Origin of the sequence: Curtobacterium sp. NPDC087082, from assembly GCF_044745045.1 — a bacterium.
GTDB lineage: Bacteria > Actinomycetota > Actinomycetes > Actinomycetales > Microbacteriaceae > Curtobacterium.
The window spans coordinates 482,930-495,962 of sequence record NZ_JBIUZN010000001.1; the positions used below are offsets into that span (position 1 = coordinate 482,930).

16 protein-coding genes and 1 tRNA gene are annotated in these 13,033 nt (G+C 67.3%); 8 read left to right on the forward strand and 9 right to left on the reverse strand.

Features of this window, described 5'->3' with window-relative positions; genetic code table 11:
- Genes ACIPEP_RS02270 through ACIPEP_RS02280 form a run of 3 tightly spaced genes read left to right on the forward strand, consistent with a single transcriptional unit; the run spans window position 1 to window position 2,935 of the window.
- The gene (locus ACIPEP_RS02270; protein ID WP_402716367.1) at window positions 1-744 is read left to right on the forward strand and encodes a hypothetical protein; all 744 of its coding nucleotides are present in this window, start codon (window positions 1-3) and stop codon (window positions 742-744) included.
- Entirely contained in the window at window positions 744-2,105 is a 1,362-nt protein-coding gene (locus tag ACIPEP_RS02275; RefSeq protein WP_402716368.1) for a hypothetical protein, read from the forward strand. The genes ACIPEP_RS02270 and ACIPEP_RS02275 overlap by 1 nt, the downstream gene beginning before the upstream one ends.
- On the forward strand, window positions 2,102-2,935 hold the full coding sequence (locus ACIPEP_RS02280) for a TatD family hydrolase (protein ID WP_402716369.1): 834 nt from the start codon (window positions 2,102-2,104) through the stop codon (window positions 2,933-2,935). Before ACIPEP_RS02275 ends, ACIPEP_RS02280 begins: the two co-directional genes overlap by 4 nt.
- Window positions 2,936-3,188: 253 nt before the next feature.
- Here ACIPEP_RS02280 and ACIPEP_RS02285 read toward each other — a convergent pair whose 3' ends face one another.
- Complete coding sequence (locus ACIPEP_RS02285; RefSeq protein WP_402716370.1) at window positions 3,189-3,338, reverse strand: tyrosine-type recombinase/integrase; 150 nt, start codon at window positions 3,336-3,338, stop codon at window positions 3,189-3,191.
- Between the two features lie 142 nt (window positions 3,339-3,480).
- On the opposite strand from ACIPEP_RS02285, the gene ACIPEP_RS02290 reads away from it, so the two are divergent.
- A complete protein-coding gene (locus ACIPEP_RS02290; RefSeq protein ID WP_402716371.1) occupies window positions 3,481-4,407 on the forward strand; it encodes a hypothetical protein in 927 nt (308 codons plus the stop codon).
- Between the two features lie 83 nt (window positions 4,408-4,490).
- Here the strand turns inward: ACIPEP_RS02290 and ACIPEP_RS02295 are convergent, their stop codons facing one another.
- From ACIPEP_RS02295 to ACIPEP_RS02310, 4 genes are all read right to left on the reverse strand, one after another.
- On the reverse strand, window positions 4,491-5,351 hold the full coding sequence (locus ACIPEP_RS02295; protein WP_402716372.1) for a hypothetical protein: 861 nt from the start codon (window positions 5,349-5,351) through the stop codon (window positions 4,491-4,493).
- A gap of 325 nt (window positions 5,352-5,676) precedes the next feature.
- Window positions 5,677-6,507 carry a hypothetical protein gene (locus ACIPEP_RS02300; protein ID WP_402716373.1) on the reverse strand — a complete coding sequence of 277 codons (831 nt, stop codon included), beginning with the start codon at window positions 6,505-6,507 and terminating at the stop codon, window positions 5,677-5,679.
- Window positions 6,507-6,629, reverse strand: coding sequence for a hypothetical protein (locus tag ACIPEP_RS02305; protein WP_402716374.1), 123 nt, complete (start codon window positions 6,627-6,629; stop codon window positions 6,507-6,509). Before ACIPEP_RS02305 ends, ACIPEP_RS02300 begins: the two co-directional genes overlap by 1 nt.
- 481 nt (window positions 6,630-7,110) lie before the next feature.
- Window positions 7,111-7,200, reverse strand: a tRNA-Ser gene (locus tag ACIPEP_RS02310).
- 142 nt (window positions 7,201-7,342) lie between these two features.
- Here ACIPEP_RS02310 and ACIPEP_RS02315 point away from each other — a divergent pair.
- Window positions 7,343-8,332, forward strand: coding sequence for an SGNH/GDSL hydrolase family protein (locus ACIPEP_RS02315; protein WP_092387910.1), 990 nt, complete (start codon window positions 7,343-7,345; stop codon window positions 8,330-8,332).
- A gap of 10 nt (window positions 8,333-8,342) precedes the next feature.
- Window positions 8,343-9,704, forward strand: coding sequence for a DNA repair protein RadA (gene radA / locus ACIPEP_RS02320; protein ID WP_070419292.1), 1,362 nt, complete (start codon window positions 8,343-8,345; stop codon window positions 9,702-9,704).
- 75 nt (window positions 9,705-9,779) lie between these two features.
- On the opposite strand, the gene ACIPEP_RS02325 is transcribed toward radA, so the two are convergent.
- The gene (locus ACIPEP_RS02325) at window positions 9,780-10,163 is read right to left on the reverse strand and encodes an SseB family protein (protein ID WP_402716375.1); all 384 of its coding nucleotides are present in this window, start codon (window positions 10,161-10,163) and stop codon (window positions 9,780-9,782) included.
- A 304-nt stretch (window positions 10,164-10,467) separates the two neighbouring features.
- Between ACIPEP_RS02325 and ACIPEP_RS02330 the strand changes: the two genes are divergently transcribed.
- Window positions 10,468-10,677, forward strand: coding sequence for a cold-shock protein (locus tag ACIPEP_RS02330; protein ID WP_022907629.1), 210 nt, complete (start codon window positions 10,468-10,470; stop codon window positions 10,675-10,677).
- A gap of 215 nt (window positions 10,678-10,892) precedes the next feature.
- Here ACIPEP_RS02330 and ACIPEP_RS02335 read toward each other — a convergent pair whose 3' ends face one another.
- On the reverse strand, window positions 10,893-11,603 hold the full coding sequence (locus tag ACIPEP_RS02335) for a hypothetical protein (RefSeq protein ID WP_402716376.1): 711 nt from the start codon (window positions 11,601-11,603) through the stop codon (window positions 10,893-10,895).
- Between the two features lie 64 nt (window positions 11,604-11,667).
- Window positions 11,668-12,210: an amino-acid N-acetyltransferase gene (locus tag ACIPEP_RS02340; RefSeq protein ID WP_070417309.1), complete on the reverse strand. Its 543-nt coding sequence runs from the start codon at window positions 12,208-12,210 to the stop codon at window positions 11,668-11,670.
- 74 nt (window positions 12,211-12,284) lie between these two features.
- Here ACIPEP_RS02340 and ACIPEP_RS02345 point away from each other — a divergent pair, with 74 nt between their 5' ends.
- The gene (locus tag ACIPEP_RS02345; protein ID WP_402716377.1) at window positions 12,285-12,737 is read left to right on the forward strand and encodes an SRPBCC family protein; all 453 of its coding nucleotides are present in this window, start codon (window positions 12,285-12,287) and stop codon (window positions 12,735-12,737) included.
- A 103-nt stretch (window positions 12,738-12,840) separates the two neighbouring features.
- Here the strand turns inward: ACIPEP_RS02345 and ACIPEP_RS02350 are convergent, their stop codons facing one another.
- Window positions 12,841-13,026: a hypothetical protein gene (locus ACIPEP_RS02350; RefSeq protein ID WP_070418034.1), complete on the reverse strand. Its 186-nt coding sequence runs from the start codon at window positions 13,024-13,026 to the stop codon at window positions 12,841-12,843.
- Between the last annotated feature and the right edge of the window lie 7 nt (window positions 13,027-13,033).

Sequence of the window (13,033 nt, forward strand, 5' to 3'; positions counted from 1 at the left end):
GTGGGCACCAGTTCCTCATACAAGGGCTCTACCAGCAAAGCCGCCCGTGACCTTCGCGATGGTATCGGCGAGTGGGCGAAGGACCGCGCAAAAACGCATGGCAGGCCGATGCCACAGCGGGTAGTCGGGCAGGCGCTGAACATCCCCCTGTTCGGGCGGCGGGTCGGCGACGCACCAACCGGCAGCGGGACCTCGGGCAGCGGAAAGCAGAGTGGACCCCGCCGCGTCGCCCAGGAGTACGCCTCTACCGCGGGCCGAGCCGCGGCCCTCGCACGGGCGTTCCGTGAGGGCGATCGTGCCGCGCTGGAAAAGGCAGGGCTTGACTTCGATCAGCTGCAATCGCTGCCCTCTCAAGCCGAAATGGCGCGCGCCATCCTCGACGTCGTTTGCGACGCGCAGACCAGCAGCGACATCCCGACCGAGGAACAGCGTGACATCGCCAGCCATCTCCTGGACTGGGTGCTGGACGACGTGAAGAACCCGGTTCCGCCAACCGCCGCAGCGACGGCCGAATACGCTATCGGAGTGATGATCGCTGAGATCTTCATCTCCGAATCCGGAGAGGTCAGCTCCACTGACGCGACTTCCCGGGCGGAGTTCATCGATGCCGTCTACGACACGAGCAATCAACTCGCCGCGCGCGCCGAGCTTTCCGAGGAACGCACCGCGCCGGATCGGATCGCCGACGCGATCGAACGCGGATTACGATCCCTGCGGCATATCTACCGAACCGGGGAGATCTGATGGTCGCCTACGCCCTCACCGTCGAAGCGCCACCCGAAGACGTCAACGACCACACCGGCCATGGCGCCGAGACCGTCGACGCCGACCACACCTTCTATTGGCATCACGCCGGCTCTACCTCGTACTTCCACTCCAGCGTGGGCCCATTGCTCGGTGGTCTCGGGGCGGTGCAGGATCGCAACATCGACCTGGTGCGCATCGCGGCCGCCGTACTCGCTGCGGACCGCTCCCAGAGTCGTTCCGGCAGCCTGTCCCGTTGGAACCGGCGCGAGTTTGATCTTCACGTCGACGTCCTCGAAGCCGAGGTGTGGGAACGCGTCGGCGACAGACTTGGCACGCTTCTGGGGTTCCTCACCGGTGATCAATGGCGGTTACAGTTCCACACCAGGCATGGGCCGACCGAGACCATCGCGACCGTTGGCATCGACGCATCACGGGTCGTGCTCCTCAGCGGCGGCGCTGACTCGGCCTCTGGAGCGCTGTTGTCCGCACGTGAGCTCGCCGGCCGGAACGAGCAGCAGATCCTGGTGTCGCACTGGTCCTCGACAAATCTGTCGCCGGTGCAGTCAGAGATCGCGTCCCGTATCGAGGAACTCGTCCCCAGCAGTACCGCCGATCACGTCAAGGTGAACCTTGCCCGCGGCCGGACCGCTCCGACGCGTGCCCACTACGGCAGGGAAAACTCGACCCGGTCCAGGTCTCTGCTGTTCATCGCGCTGGGCCTCGCCGTCGCCTCCGCGCACCGGGTGCCGCTGTGGCTTCCCGAGAACGGATACGCGTCGATCAACCCGCCGCTGTCCAGAAGTCGTCGCGGCAGCCTATCGACGAAGACCACGCACCCAAAGTTCCTCAGCGACCTCGCCGACATCCTCGCCAGGGTGGGCGCACACCACGACGTGATCAACCCGTACGCGTCATGGACAAAAGGAGAGATGTTCTCCGCTGTCCGGAACAAGGTCGGCGCCGACACAGCAAGCGAGTACCTCAGCGCCACGTCATCGTGCTCCCACAGCGGTACTCGCAGCTGGGGGTTCTCGCCCAACGTAGCGTGCGGCGAATGCTTCGGCTGCGTCCTTCGGAAGGCATCGTTTCTCGCCGCAGGCTTGACCGACACCACTCCGTATTTCTCGCCGACCACACCGGCGCAGATCGCGTGGCTGGCGGAACGATCAGTACTACCGGCGATGCGGGACTTCCTCAACGAACCGTTCGGCGAACGGGACCTACTGCCGCTGCAGATTCCCCCAGCGCTGCGCCTGGCGGACGTGGCCGCCCTTTGCCAGCGTGGCCGAAGCGAACTTCGCGCAGCCGTCGGCGTGTCTACCGATAGGCCGGGCGAGGAGCCGGCGCGGGTGCCATGACTGGCAGCAGTCAGACAACGCGGAACGGGGCGCCGAAGCTGCCACCGCCGCTAGACGTGCATGCTCACGTCGACCCGAATATCACGGTCGCGGCGGTTCGTCAGCTGGGGGCCTACGTCTTCGCGATGACGAGAAGCCTCGACGAGTTCGATGCTGTGAAGGACCGCGCCGACCCGCGGCTCCTTTGGGGCGTCGGCGTGCACCCCGGTAGGACAGACGCTGTGAACGCATTCACCCAGTCGCGTTTCCGGACTGCAATCGACCGGACACCTCTAGTCGGAGAGGTTGGCCTAGACGCAAGCAGCCGGGTGCCGATGCGACAGCAGGTTCACACCCTGCGGGGCATTTTCGAAGTGCTGCAGGACACCCCACGGCTAGTCAGTGTGCATAGCGCCGGCGCGCAGTTACACGTCATTCGGGCTCTACACCTCACCCCGGTCGACGGCATTGTGCTGCACTGGTGGACCGGATCCGCAGAACTAACCGATGAAGCCGTTCGGCTGGGTTGCAGCTTCTCAATGCCGCCTGCGATGGTGTCCAGCAACGTTCTTGGCCGGATCCCACAAGACCGACTTTTAGCGGAGACGGACCACCCGGATGGCGATCGACGCAGCCGAAATCCTAGGAAACCAGGTGCTGTCGCCGAAGTTGAGCAGCGCATGGCCGAGCGACTGCAACGCTCTCCCATAGACATGCGGCAGCTTTTCTGGGAGAACCTTCGAGGTCTTGTAACACGCTTGAATCTGGGTGCGGATTTCGCCTCAGACTGGCACCAGGTTCTGCGCGTCCCGACTACGGCGGCAGCGGCACGCCTGCGTCCCTCGCAGTGACGCTACGTCTGACGATCTGTGCGGACTCGGGCTGCCTCTGCCGTTCCCCGCACGTGTCACGGCTTACTTGCTGCCGCCGTACGGCTCTCAGGACGCTGGTGAGCCGAGGTAGTAGTCCTTCTCGGAGGAGAGAATTGGAAGTGCCGTCGCCGGTTGAGTGGGCGAGGAATCCTTCAGCAAGCGGGCGTTCCGGGCGGTGTGCAACGCGTCAGTTACGGAGTCCAAGTCTTCCTCGAACAGGTCCGCATACCGGTCAAAGGGTCATCGCCGCCGACGAGTGGCCGAGCATCCGCTGCACAGCCTTCACGTTCGCGCCGGCGCTGATCGCAAGCGACGCCGCCGTGTGCCGCAGATCGTGCGGAGTCACGATGGGCATGGCCGGCGGCACCTCGTCGCCGCGCATGCGCGCTTCGGCTGCAACTTCTTGCTCGGCGGCACGGACGCGGCCCACTGCGCCGACGAACCAGCACTTGCGAGAGTCGCCGGGTCGCAGGTGTTCGAGCCCCGCGCCCCAAAAGAGCCGGCTGGTACGTCCACCACCGCTCGTGCACGGCGCGGAGCCAGGCCTGCGTCGGGATCGAAGTGCCGACCGCGGCGCCGACGAGCTGCGGTGCGTTGCCGGGGAGCCCGACGACCTCGAACTCTCCGTCGTCGGTCTGTATGGAGAGCGTGCCGGTGTCCCGATCGGCGTCGACGTGCAGGAGTCCCGCCGGTGCGCCAGCCCAGATGTTCGCCGGGAGCGCCGGCGGCAGCGCGAACGGCACCGCGAGAGCCGGCTCTTCCGCTGCGCGGTCGAGGATCTCGCTGACCCAGGTCTTGCCGTGACGGGATCCGGGCGTCGGTGCGTCCTCCGCGGTTCGCGCAGCGATCAGGTCTGCCGCCCGCTCGTGAGCCTCGTGCGGATCCGCGTTGACGCCGACGAGCACGCCAGTGTCTGCCCACTGGGCGAGGTTGATCGCCTCGAGGTCGTCGTCGGACAGCGCGACGTTCCACCGCGCCGTGTCGGCAAGCACGAAGGCTGCCGTCCGCCCGGCGGAACCGTTCTGCGCCGCGGTCATGATGGCCGGCACCAAGAGCGGCAGATCCTCGACGCCGGCGTCGACCTCGAGGCGGTCGATGATCAGCAGGTCGTCGCGCTCGAGGACCTCGGTGGCGCCGGCGACGAGGCTGACGAACGGTCCGCCGTTCGGATCGGTGCCCGTCACCACAGACGGGTACGAGCCCTGAGCGTCCGAGGTCTGCAGCGCCTCGACGATCTCGTCGACGTCGTTGGGCGCACGGACGGTGAACGCCGTCACCCGCGCGACGGTGGCCGCCTCCGCTTCGTCATCGGTGAGCGGCACGCGCACCTCGATGATCCAGCGGTCGACGTCGAAGGACGGGTAGCCGTCGCCGTCCTCGTCCGCGATCGTGATGTGCACCAGACGCAGGCGTCGTTCCCACGCGTCGCGCACAGCGCGGACGAGGGCTGATCGGTATGATGCGTCGAAGCTCACCGGCCCACGGTAGCGAGGGGCGGCCGGTAGCGGCTCACTGCAGCATGTGCCTGGGGTCCTCAGCCTGCCGGCTCGATGGCGCGGCGCACCAGGTTCACCACCAGCAGCACCGCGTCGGCCGCCATCCCTGCCGATCGGCGGTCGCCGGTCCTCCGGTGCTTGGTCGCCTGCGCGAGCTCGATCGCTGCGCGAACGACCTTCCGGAGCTCGGCGCTCTCGGACCCCGGCAGCTCGACGTCAACCACACGGCCGAGCCGGGCCTTCGTGTTCGGCACCGGCGGCTCGTCAACGCCCGGCTCACCGTGGCGTTCGTGCTCGTACGCCGCCGCGGAGAGCGCTTCAAGCGCGGCGACAGCGTCGTTGCCGACGTTCGAGTAGTCCTGCTCAGTTCGAGCCGACTGGAAGTGACGCCGCATCTCGTTCACTTCTTCATCGACACGCTGCCACCCTGTCACCTTGTTCGGGGAGATCGGGTCAGCGAGGACACCGGCTAACGAGTTGCTCTCCCTCGCATCAAGAAGCTGGTGCAAGGGGCCGAACTCCTCCTCGAGGAGGTCGCGTCTCGCTTGGTAGCTGTTGGCTGCCCCGCTCGCCTTCCAGTACTTCTTGAAGCTGTCGAAGTCCCGGAAGGGAGGATTGAAGCTGTCGATCCCGAGCCGGGTTAGGACCGCCCGCAGGGTGCGAAGGAGAAGACGCGAATCTTCGTTCGGGAGTGCGGTGCCACCTGTTCCGTGGGCTTCGTACTCGTCATGTGCGAGGCGAGCCAGCGGGACCACCACTTCCAGATCTGACCGTCCAGTCTGGGGCCGCCGCGCCAGCTCTTCGAGCATCGCTCCGTTGAGAGGGTTGCCCGTGAGCTGCTTCCCCCAAGCGGTCGCAACGACCTCCTCGTCAGGTAGGTAGAAGTCCCACGTTCGCATGGCGCTCACCCTAGTCAGCCCCGCTTCCTCTCACGAAGCGATGAGACCCGCTGTGCTGAGGAGCGGCCCGCGGCGGGGGCGCAACAGGTTGATCTGCAAGCGCGACAAGTTGCCCTTCATCGCGACAAGTTGCTCTGCAAGCCACCCGTCCGCATCCGCAGACAGACGCAGCATCAGGTCACTTCAAGGGGTGCGACTCACACCGACGATAATGGCCCTTAACGCAACCTTTCGGCGCAGGGGTCAGCCTCTCCGCCGCCATCTTCCCCGGTGTGTCGTGCACGCAGCACGACGCCAAGCATGAGGAGGGCTAGGGGCTGCCAGGTCAGCCCTGCACTCGGAACGGACGGTCGCCGTTATCCTCCTCGGCAAGCTGGCGACGGAGTGGCTCGAGTCTCAAAATGATCGATTCCCAGAGCTGTGCCACGGTCCCATCAGGGAGGAGCGGGAGCGGACAGCGTCCCAAAACATGGACGGCGCGATCTGCGATGCCGAGAACGAACGCCGCATGGTTCACGATCTCCTGACGCGGAAGCCGCAGCTGGCCATCTACGAGGAGCGCGCCGAGCGCCGGCATCATGCCGTGGGCGAACGAGGAGAGCTGCGAGTAGGGGGTCCATTCGTCCAGATCCGCGTTGCCCCACGCGTCCGCCGCGGCTTCGCGCACCGCGGTGCCGAGCGCCCAGCTTGGGGCTGTTGCGTTGATCGCTCGCTTCTGCGCCGTCACGAGGTCGAGGTACTCGCGGCGATCGAGCTCCCCCTCGACACCGACGAACTCAGTCGCGAACGCTGACTTGTTCACGTCCGAGTGCAGAACCGACAGCGCACGCACACGCACCTCGTCCGCCGTCGCACCGATCGTGACCCAGCGGATCCGTGCCAGCGACTCGACTGCGCCTCGGGCAATCGTGGCCGACGACGGTCCGAGCTTCGGACTCAGGATGAGGGTCTTCATGCTTCGCGCATGGTCGCCGACCGCCAACAGGTTCATCGCGATCATCTGCGACAGCACGAAGTCTGGATCGATCTGCCCTTCCCAGTCGAGATCCCTGGTGCGGATCTCGACTGCGAGCGCATCGGCACCCTGCTCGATGCCCTTCCAGAGGCTTCCGGCGAAGGAGCGGACTTCCTTATCGGTGCGTGTGGTCGTGCCCATCACTTCAGCGTGGCCTTCTCCCGGTCGAAGCGCGACTGGAAGAACATCCAGATGACGATCATCTGCGGCACGAGGGTGGTCAGGTCGAGGTTGATCTCGACGGTCGACAAGGTGATCTGCATGGCTGCTCCTTTGAGGGTCAGGTGAGGCGGTGGATGCGCCCGCAGTGGGGACTATCGACAGGAACGAGCTGTGGCTCGACCCGGCTCAGCCCTGGTACTGGCAATCTGCCCCCTACTATCGGAACCCGCTCGGCGGACTGGATCTGCCGCGGAGCACATACTTCCGTTCGACCGACACCTCTTCTGCGCGGGGACAAGCCCGGTGTCTGGCGCTGTACGCGGTTGGCTCCTGCACGGGACCCCTGCGGAGTGGAGCTACCTACTGCTCGGGGTCGACTTTGGGGGCGGCATCTGGCGCCCGGCAAGCGACTTCCATATCGACGCGGGTCGGGTCGACCCTCGCCATCGAGCATCCTGTGGTTGCGGTTGCTCACAACTGCTGCGAGAAGCTCAGTTACCGCCTGGTTACTGGCAGAGCCGCCGGAGTGAAACAAGAGAGCCCCAGATCCCCGTTATTACGGGGATCTGGGGCTCTTCGCGTTGGCGGTACCGGTGGGATTTGAACCCACGGTGGAGTTGCCCCCACACATGTTTTCGAGACATGATCCTTCGGCCGCTCGGACACGGTACCGGGAAAGAGTTTACACGATCCAGGAGGCGCGACGCACCACCGCGCGTCGACTCCCCCTCCACAGGTGGCCGGTCCCGGACGCCCGTCCACGGCCCGGTCGAGACGGATCGCGTCCCGAAGAAGTCCGCGTAACGTCCACCGCATGAGATCTCGCACGCTCATCGCACTGCTGTCGTCGGTCGTCGGCGGCCTCACCGTCCTCGGGGGCGCTGCCTTCGGCGCCCGGGCCGGCGTCCGTGGCCAACGCGCCGCCGCCCGTCGCGTCGGCGAGCTGCTGCCCGTGCACGCCGACTGGTGGCGCGAGCGCTTGCAGCACGAGGGGCAGATCACGTACCTCGCGATCGGTGACTCGGCAGCGCAGGGCGTCGGCGCGAGCGAACCCCACCGCGGGTACGTGGGACTGCTCGCCCGTCGGATCCGGCACCGCTCCCGGTCGTCGGTCCGCGTGGTGAACCTCAGCGTGTCCGGCTCGACGACGTGGGGCGCTCGGAAGGACCAGCTGCCGAAGCTCCGCAACTACACGCCCGACATCTGCACCGTGTCGATCGGCGCGAACGACATCGCCGACTTCCACCCCGACAAGTTCGAGCGGAACATCCGCGACATCTACGGCGCGGTCCCGTCGCATGCGATCGTCGCCGAGCTGCCGTGCATGTTCGTCCCGGACCGTGAGCGCAAGGTCGCCGTGGCGAACGAGATCGTGCACCGGGTGGCGGAGGAGTTCGGGCTCACGGTCGCGCCGCTGCACACCATCACCAAGCGGGTCGGTCTGCGCCGGACGTTCTTCAACAGCTACGGCGACCTCTTCCACCCGAACGACCGTGGGTACGAGATCTGGGCGAGCGCGTTCGAACCCGCGGTCGATGCTCGGGTCGACGTCGTCGCCGCGATCCGGCACTACCTGTCCGCCCGTGAAGCCGAGGACCTCGGCGCCGGAGCCGGAGCTGTGGCGACCGCCCGGGCCGAGCAGGACACCGAGGGCGCCGAGGCTCTCGACCACGCCGAGCGCCCCGGCCGCATCGACCGCCTTCGGCAGCGCATGACCGGGTCGGTCACCTTGCCCGACGCCGGACCCGACACGCGACCCGACGGTCCGGACGACCGCGCGGGTGATGTCGGCGGCACCGCCTAGCCTGGCGATCATGGCGCGCGCTCAGTCCCTCTACCGCTGCACCGAGTGCGGCTGGACCAGCATCAAGTGGGTCGGCCGCTGCGGTGAGTGCCAGTCCTGGGGCACGGTCGAGGACTCCACCGCGGCCACCGCCAGCGTCCGGGGCACCACCTCGGTGGCGGTCACCGGCAACCGCGTGGCACGGCCCATCACCGAATCCCGCGGAACGACGGTCCAGCGCTGGCAGACCGGCATCGGCGAGTTCGACCGCGTCCTCGGCGGCGGAGTGGTCCCGGGTGCGGCGGTCCTGCTGTCCGGCGAACCCGGCGTCGGCAAGTCCACGCTCCTGCTCGAGGTCGCTTCACGAGCGGCAGCGACCGGCAAGCGCGTGCTCTACGTCAGCGCCGAGGAATCCGTCGACCAGGTCCGGCTCCGCGCCGAACGCACCGGGGCGATGCACGACGACCTCTACCTGGCGAGCGAGGTCGACCTCGGCGTCATCCTCGGGCAGATCGACCAGGTCAAGCCGGACCTCCTCATCGCCGACTCGGTGCAGACCATCTCGTCGAGCTCGATCGACGGCATCGCCGGTGGTACGTCGCAGGTGCGCGAAGTCGCCTCCACGCTGATCCGCGTCGCGAAGGACCGCGCGCTCCCGGTCCTCATCGTCGGCCACGTGACGAAGGACGGCACGATCGCCGGACCCCGACTGCTCGAACACCTCGTCGACGTCGTGTGCCACTTCGAGGGCGACCGGCAGACCGCGCTCCGGTTCGTCCGCGCGCTCAAGAACCGCTTCGGCCCCACAGACGAGGTCGGCTGCTTCGACATGGCCGGCGACGGCATCCACGAGGTCCCCGACCCCAGTGGCCTGTTCATGTCGAAGAACGGCGCGCCGGTGTCCGGTACGTGCGTGACCGTCGCGCTCGAGGGACGCCGAGCGCTCCCGGTCGAGGTGCAGGCGCTCGTCGTCCCGAGCTCGGCACCCCAGCCGCGCCGGGTCGTGAACGGCGTCGACTCCTCACGCGTGGCGATGCTGCTCGCGGTGCTCGAACGTCGTGCGGGCCTGAAGCTGTCGGATGCCGACGTCTACGTCTCCACGGTGGGCGGCATGAAGCTCACTGAGCCCGGCGCGGACCTCGCCATCGCACTGGCCCTCGCGAGTGCTGCCCGCGACCGCCCGTACCCGCACACGTTGGCGGCCGTCGGCGAGATCAGCCTCGCGGGCGAGATCCGTCCGACCACGGGCACGAAGCAGCGCGCGAGCGAAGCCGCACGCCTCGGGTTCACGACCGTGCTCGGCGCGGACGCCCAGCACCTCCGCGAAGCACTGCGGGTCGCGTTCTCCCTGGCCGCGAACGAGCGGGAGCGCGAACTCGATCGAGCGTTCTGACCGATCACGGCAGCACTGATCACCGCAGAGCCGGCGGTGCGACACGCCGCCGAACGACGCACACGCAAGCGCGAGTCAGGCTCGGAGCGCCGCCAGCAGGTCCTCGGCCGTCGCCTGCATCGTGTGCGGGCCTGCGATGTCGAAGAAGACGCCCTCGAGCGAGTCCAGGTGCGCCGCGATGAACGCCTCGAGCCGCGGCCCGTCGTAGACCATCACCTGCCGGACCTTCTCGTCCGGCACCATCGCCGTGTACGCGTCCGCCGACGAGAACAGCAGCAGGATGCGCTTGTCCGAGCCCTCACGCCCGAATACCCGCACCTGCATGTCCTTCTTGCCGGTGACGAGCCGGGGGACGATCACGATGTCGTTGCGGAGCGCGAAGGCCACCGCCGCGACGTCCTGCTTCTCGAGCGCCGCCTCGAGCTGTTCGCTCCGGAAACGCTGTTCCTTGTCTGCCATCGGGACCCAGTCCACCAGATTCATGGACGTTCGGCGACTTCGGCTCTTCCCTTGTGGCCACAAGACTGTAGATTGGTACCAACCGCTTCGGCGGGAGTCCATCGTTCTTCCGGTGCACAGCACCTCGAGCGCCATCGGTCACTGGCCTTCCCCGGCCGCCTGGCCCCGAACCCGTTCTACCGGCCCCATGCCCGCAGGACGCATCGATCTGACGACATCCGTCGGTGGATCGGCGGTAGCGAATACCGCATCGCAAGGCAGTCGACTGCAGATGTCGACTGGCAAGAAAGTAAGGAACGCCATCATGGCATCGACCGGCACCGTCAAGTGGTTCAACAACGAAAAGGGCTTCGGCTTCATCGCCCCGGACGACGGCTCCGCTGACGTCTTCGCTCACTTCTCCGCGATCGCTGGCAACGGCTACAAGTCGCTCGAGGAGAACCAGAAGGTGGAGTTCGACATCACCGAGGGCCGCAAGGGCCCGCAGGCGGAGAACATCTCCGTCATCGGCTGATCTCCTCCAGCCCGAACGGGCCCGTCGTCCTCGTGACGACGGGCCCGTTCCCGTTCCACGACACGGTTACAGCACCGAGGACCGTGGCCTCGAGGTCTCCTCCTGCCAAGCGAACACCCCCGCGACAAGCGAAAACCCCCGGAGATCCGGGGGTTGACGCCGACCGGGCATTCCCAATCCACTTGCCTTCATCGTAGCCGGTGAGCACCGCCGGACTACCCGAGGATGAACTGCACCGACGCCTTCGACTCGATGTTTCCCACCGCCACCTCCAGGTGGTAGCTCGCACCCCCACCGGTGACCGACGGCCGTGACGAGTCGCACGTCGACGTCGACGACCGCGTCCGGTCCCAGGCGATCGCCGGCGTGGTCAGCGTCTGCCCCGCCTTGATCGTGACGTCCTGGTTGGTCCCACCGGTCTGGCAGTCCTTCGACGACCAGTACTGCTCCTCGCCGGACGAGATCGTGAGGACCTGCTGGGACGACCCGAGGTCCATGTGGCACGAGTTCGACCCGGTGTTCTTGATCGACATCGCGATCTTCGGGTCCTCGGTGGGGCCGTACGAGGTCTTGTCGACGACGGGCGTGAGCTCGATCTGCTCCTTGGCACACGTCGACCCGTCCTTGGCCGAGTCCGAAGACGAAGACGAGGCCGAGGGCGAGGGCGAGGCCGACCCCGAGGGCAAGGCCGATCCCGAGGGCGAAGCGGCTGCAGAGGGCGTGGCACGCGGCGACGACGCCGGCCCGGCAGACGATGCGGAGGCGGAAGCGGGAGAAGAACCCGGGTCAGCAGACGCCCCACCCCGCCCGACCACGATCAGCACGACGACGACCACGATCAGCAGCAGCACCCCGATGACCATCGCACGACGGCGCCAGTAGACGCCCGGCTTCTCGGGCCCGACGGGGTGACGGAACGACGACATGCGCACAGGGTAGACAACGGCACGAGCCCGACGAGGGAACCCCGCCGGAGGGCAGGCGAAAGCGTCAGAGGATCTTCAGCATGCGGGTGTTGCCGAGCGTGTTCGGCTTCACCCGTGCGAGGTCGAGGAACTCCGCGACCCCTTCGTCCGACGACCGGACGAGCTCGGCGTACACCTCGGGCGAGACGACGCTCTCGCCGATCTCGAGGTACCCGTGCTTCGTGAAGAAGTCGACCTCGAACGTCAGGCAGAAGATGCGGGCGACGCCGAGTTCGCGGGCGTCGTGCTCCAGTGCTTCGAGCATGCGGTGGCCGACGCGCTTGTGGATCCAGTCGGCGTCGAGGGCGAGCGTGCGCACCTCGGCGATGTCGTCCCAGAACACGGCGAGCGCGCCGCACCCGATCGGGACGCCGTCGGGGCCTTCGGCGATCCGGAACTGCTGGATCGAACCGTAGAGCGCGACGTTCTCCTTGCCGAGCAGGATCCGCCGGTCGACGTAGGGCGAGATGAGCCGCTGGATGTGCGGGACGTCCGACGCCAGGGCCGGGCGCACCAGGATGCCGTGCTCGTCCCGTTCGTGGAACGCGTGCTTCCCGTGCTCAGTCATCTCCCTCACACTAGTGCGCCCCGGGGGACACGCCCCTGTACGGCGCCCAGCCGTGGCCGCCTACCGTCCGGGTCATGCCTCAGATCATCGAAACCGTCGACGTGAACGTCCCCGTCGCAGCTGCCTACGGCCAGTGGACCCGCTTCGAGGAGTTCCCCGAGTTCCTCGACGAGGTCGAGAAGATCGTCCAGGTCGACGACAAGACCACCGACTGGACCGTGAAGGTCGCCGGGCAGGAGCGCGAGTTCCGCGCCCTCATCACCGAGCAGCACCCCGACGAGCGGGTCGCGTGGACGGTCAAGGACGGCGAGACCGACCACGCCGGCGTCGTCACCTTCCACAAGCTGTCCGATGACGAGACCCGCGTCACCGCGCAGATCGACTGGGAGCCGTCCGGCTTCCTCGAGAAGCTCGGCGCAGCGGTCGGCGTCGGCGGTCACGCCATCAAGAAGGACCTGCAGAACTACAAGGATCGCGTCGAGTCGGCGCCCACCGACACCGGGTGGCGGGGCGACGTGCAGGCCTGATCAGGCCGACGCACGAGAGCGAGACCACGGTCGGGGCGGGGGGGGGGGGGGGGGCCCCCGCCCCCCCCCCCCCCCCCCCCCCCCCCCCCCCCCTCCGGTGGTGTCAGTGCTTGGTCGCCTTGGCGATCTTCTTGCCGAGCTTCTTGCGTGCCTTCCGCGAACGCGGGTCGTTCCACAGCTCGCGCGCGGTCTGGGTCTTCGACTTCTTGTTCACGGGGCGGGTGGCGCGCGCGCCGAACCAGAACCCGATGAAGACGATGGCGCCGATGAGGATGATGCGGTTGCGCATGGGGACT

Bases quoted from the DNA above. Each gene is read 5' to 3' on its own strand.
- ACIPEP_RS02285 (WP_402716370.1), bottom strand. From the start codon at position 3,338: ATGCGCGGCGACGAGGTGCCGCCGGCCATGCCCATCGTGACTCCGCAC.
- ACIPEP_RS02345 (WP_402716377.1), top strand. From the start codon at position 12,285: ATGCCTCAGATCATCGAAACCGTCGACGTGAACGTCCCCGTCGCAGCT.
- ACIPEP_RS02305 (WP_402716374.1), bottom strand. From the start codon at position 6,629: ATGCAGATCACCTTGTCGACCGTCGAGATCAACCTCGACCTGACCACC.
- ACIPEP_RS02340 (WP_070417309.1), bottom strand. From the start codon at position 12,210: ATGACTGAGCACGGGAAGCACGCGTTCCACGAACGGGACGAGCACGGC.
- ACIPEP_RS02350 (WP_070418034.1), bottom strand. From the start codon at position 13,026: ATGCGCAACCGCATCATCCTCATCGGCGCCATCGTCTTCATCGGGTTC.
- ACIPEP_RS02325 (WP_402716375.1), bottom strand. From the start codon at position 10,163: ATGGCAGACAAGGAACAGCGTTTCCGGAGCGAACAGCTCGAGGCGGCG.
- ACIPEP_RS02280 (WP_402716369.1), top strand. From the start codon at position 2,102: ATGACTGGCAGCAGTCAGACAACGCGGAACGGGGCGCCGAAGCTGCCA.
- ACIPEP_RS02315 (WP_092387910.1), top strand. From the start codon at position 7,343: ATGAGATCTCGCACGCTCATCGCACTGCTGTCGTCGGTCGTCGGCGGC.
- ACIPEP_RS02295 (WP_402716372.1), bottom strand. From the start codon at position 5,351: ATGCGAACGTGGGACTTCTACCTACCTGACGAGGAGGTCGTTGCGACC.
- ACIPEP_RS02275 (WP_402716368.1), top strand. From the start codon at position 744: ATGGTCGCCTACGCCCTCACCGTCGAAGCGCCACCCGAAGACGTCAAC.
- ACIPEP_RS02330 (WP_022907629.1), top strand. From the start codon at position 10,468: ATGGCATCGACCGGCACCGTCAAGTGGTTCAACAACGAAAAGGGCTTC.
- ACIPEP_RS02335 (WP_402716376.1), bottom strand. From the start codon at position 11,603: ATGTCGTCGTTCCGTCACCCCGTCGGGCCCGAGAAGCCGGGCGTCTAC.
- radA (WP_070419292.1), top strand. From the start codon at position 8,343: ATGGCGCGCGCTCAGTCCCTCTACCGCTGCACCGAGTGCGGCTGGACC.
- ACIPEP_RS02300 (WP_402716373.1), bottom strand. From the start codon at position 6,507: ATGGGCACGACCACACGCACCGATAAGGAAGTCCGCTCCTTCGCCGGA.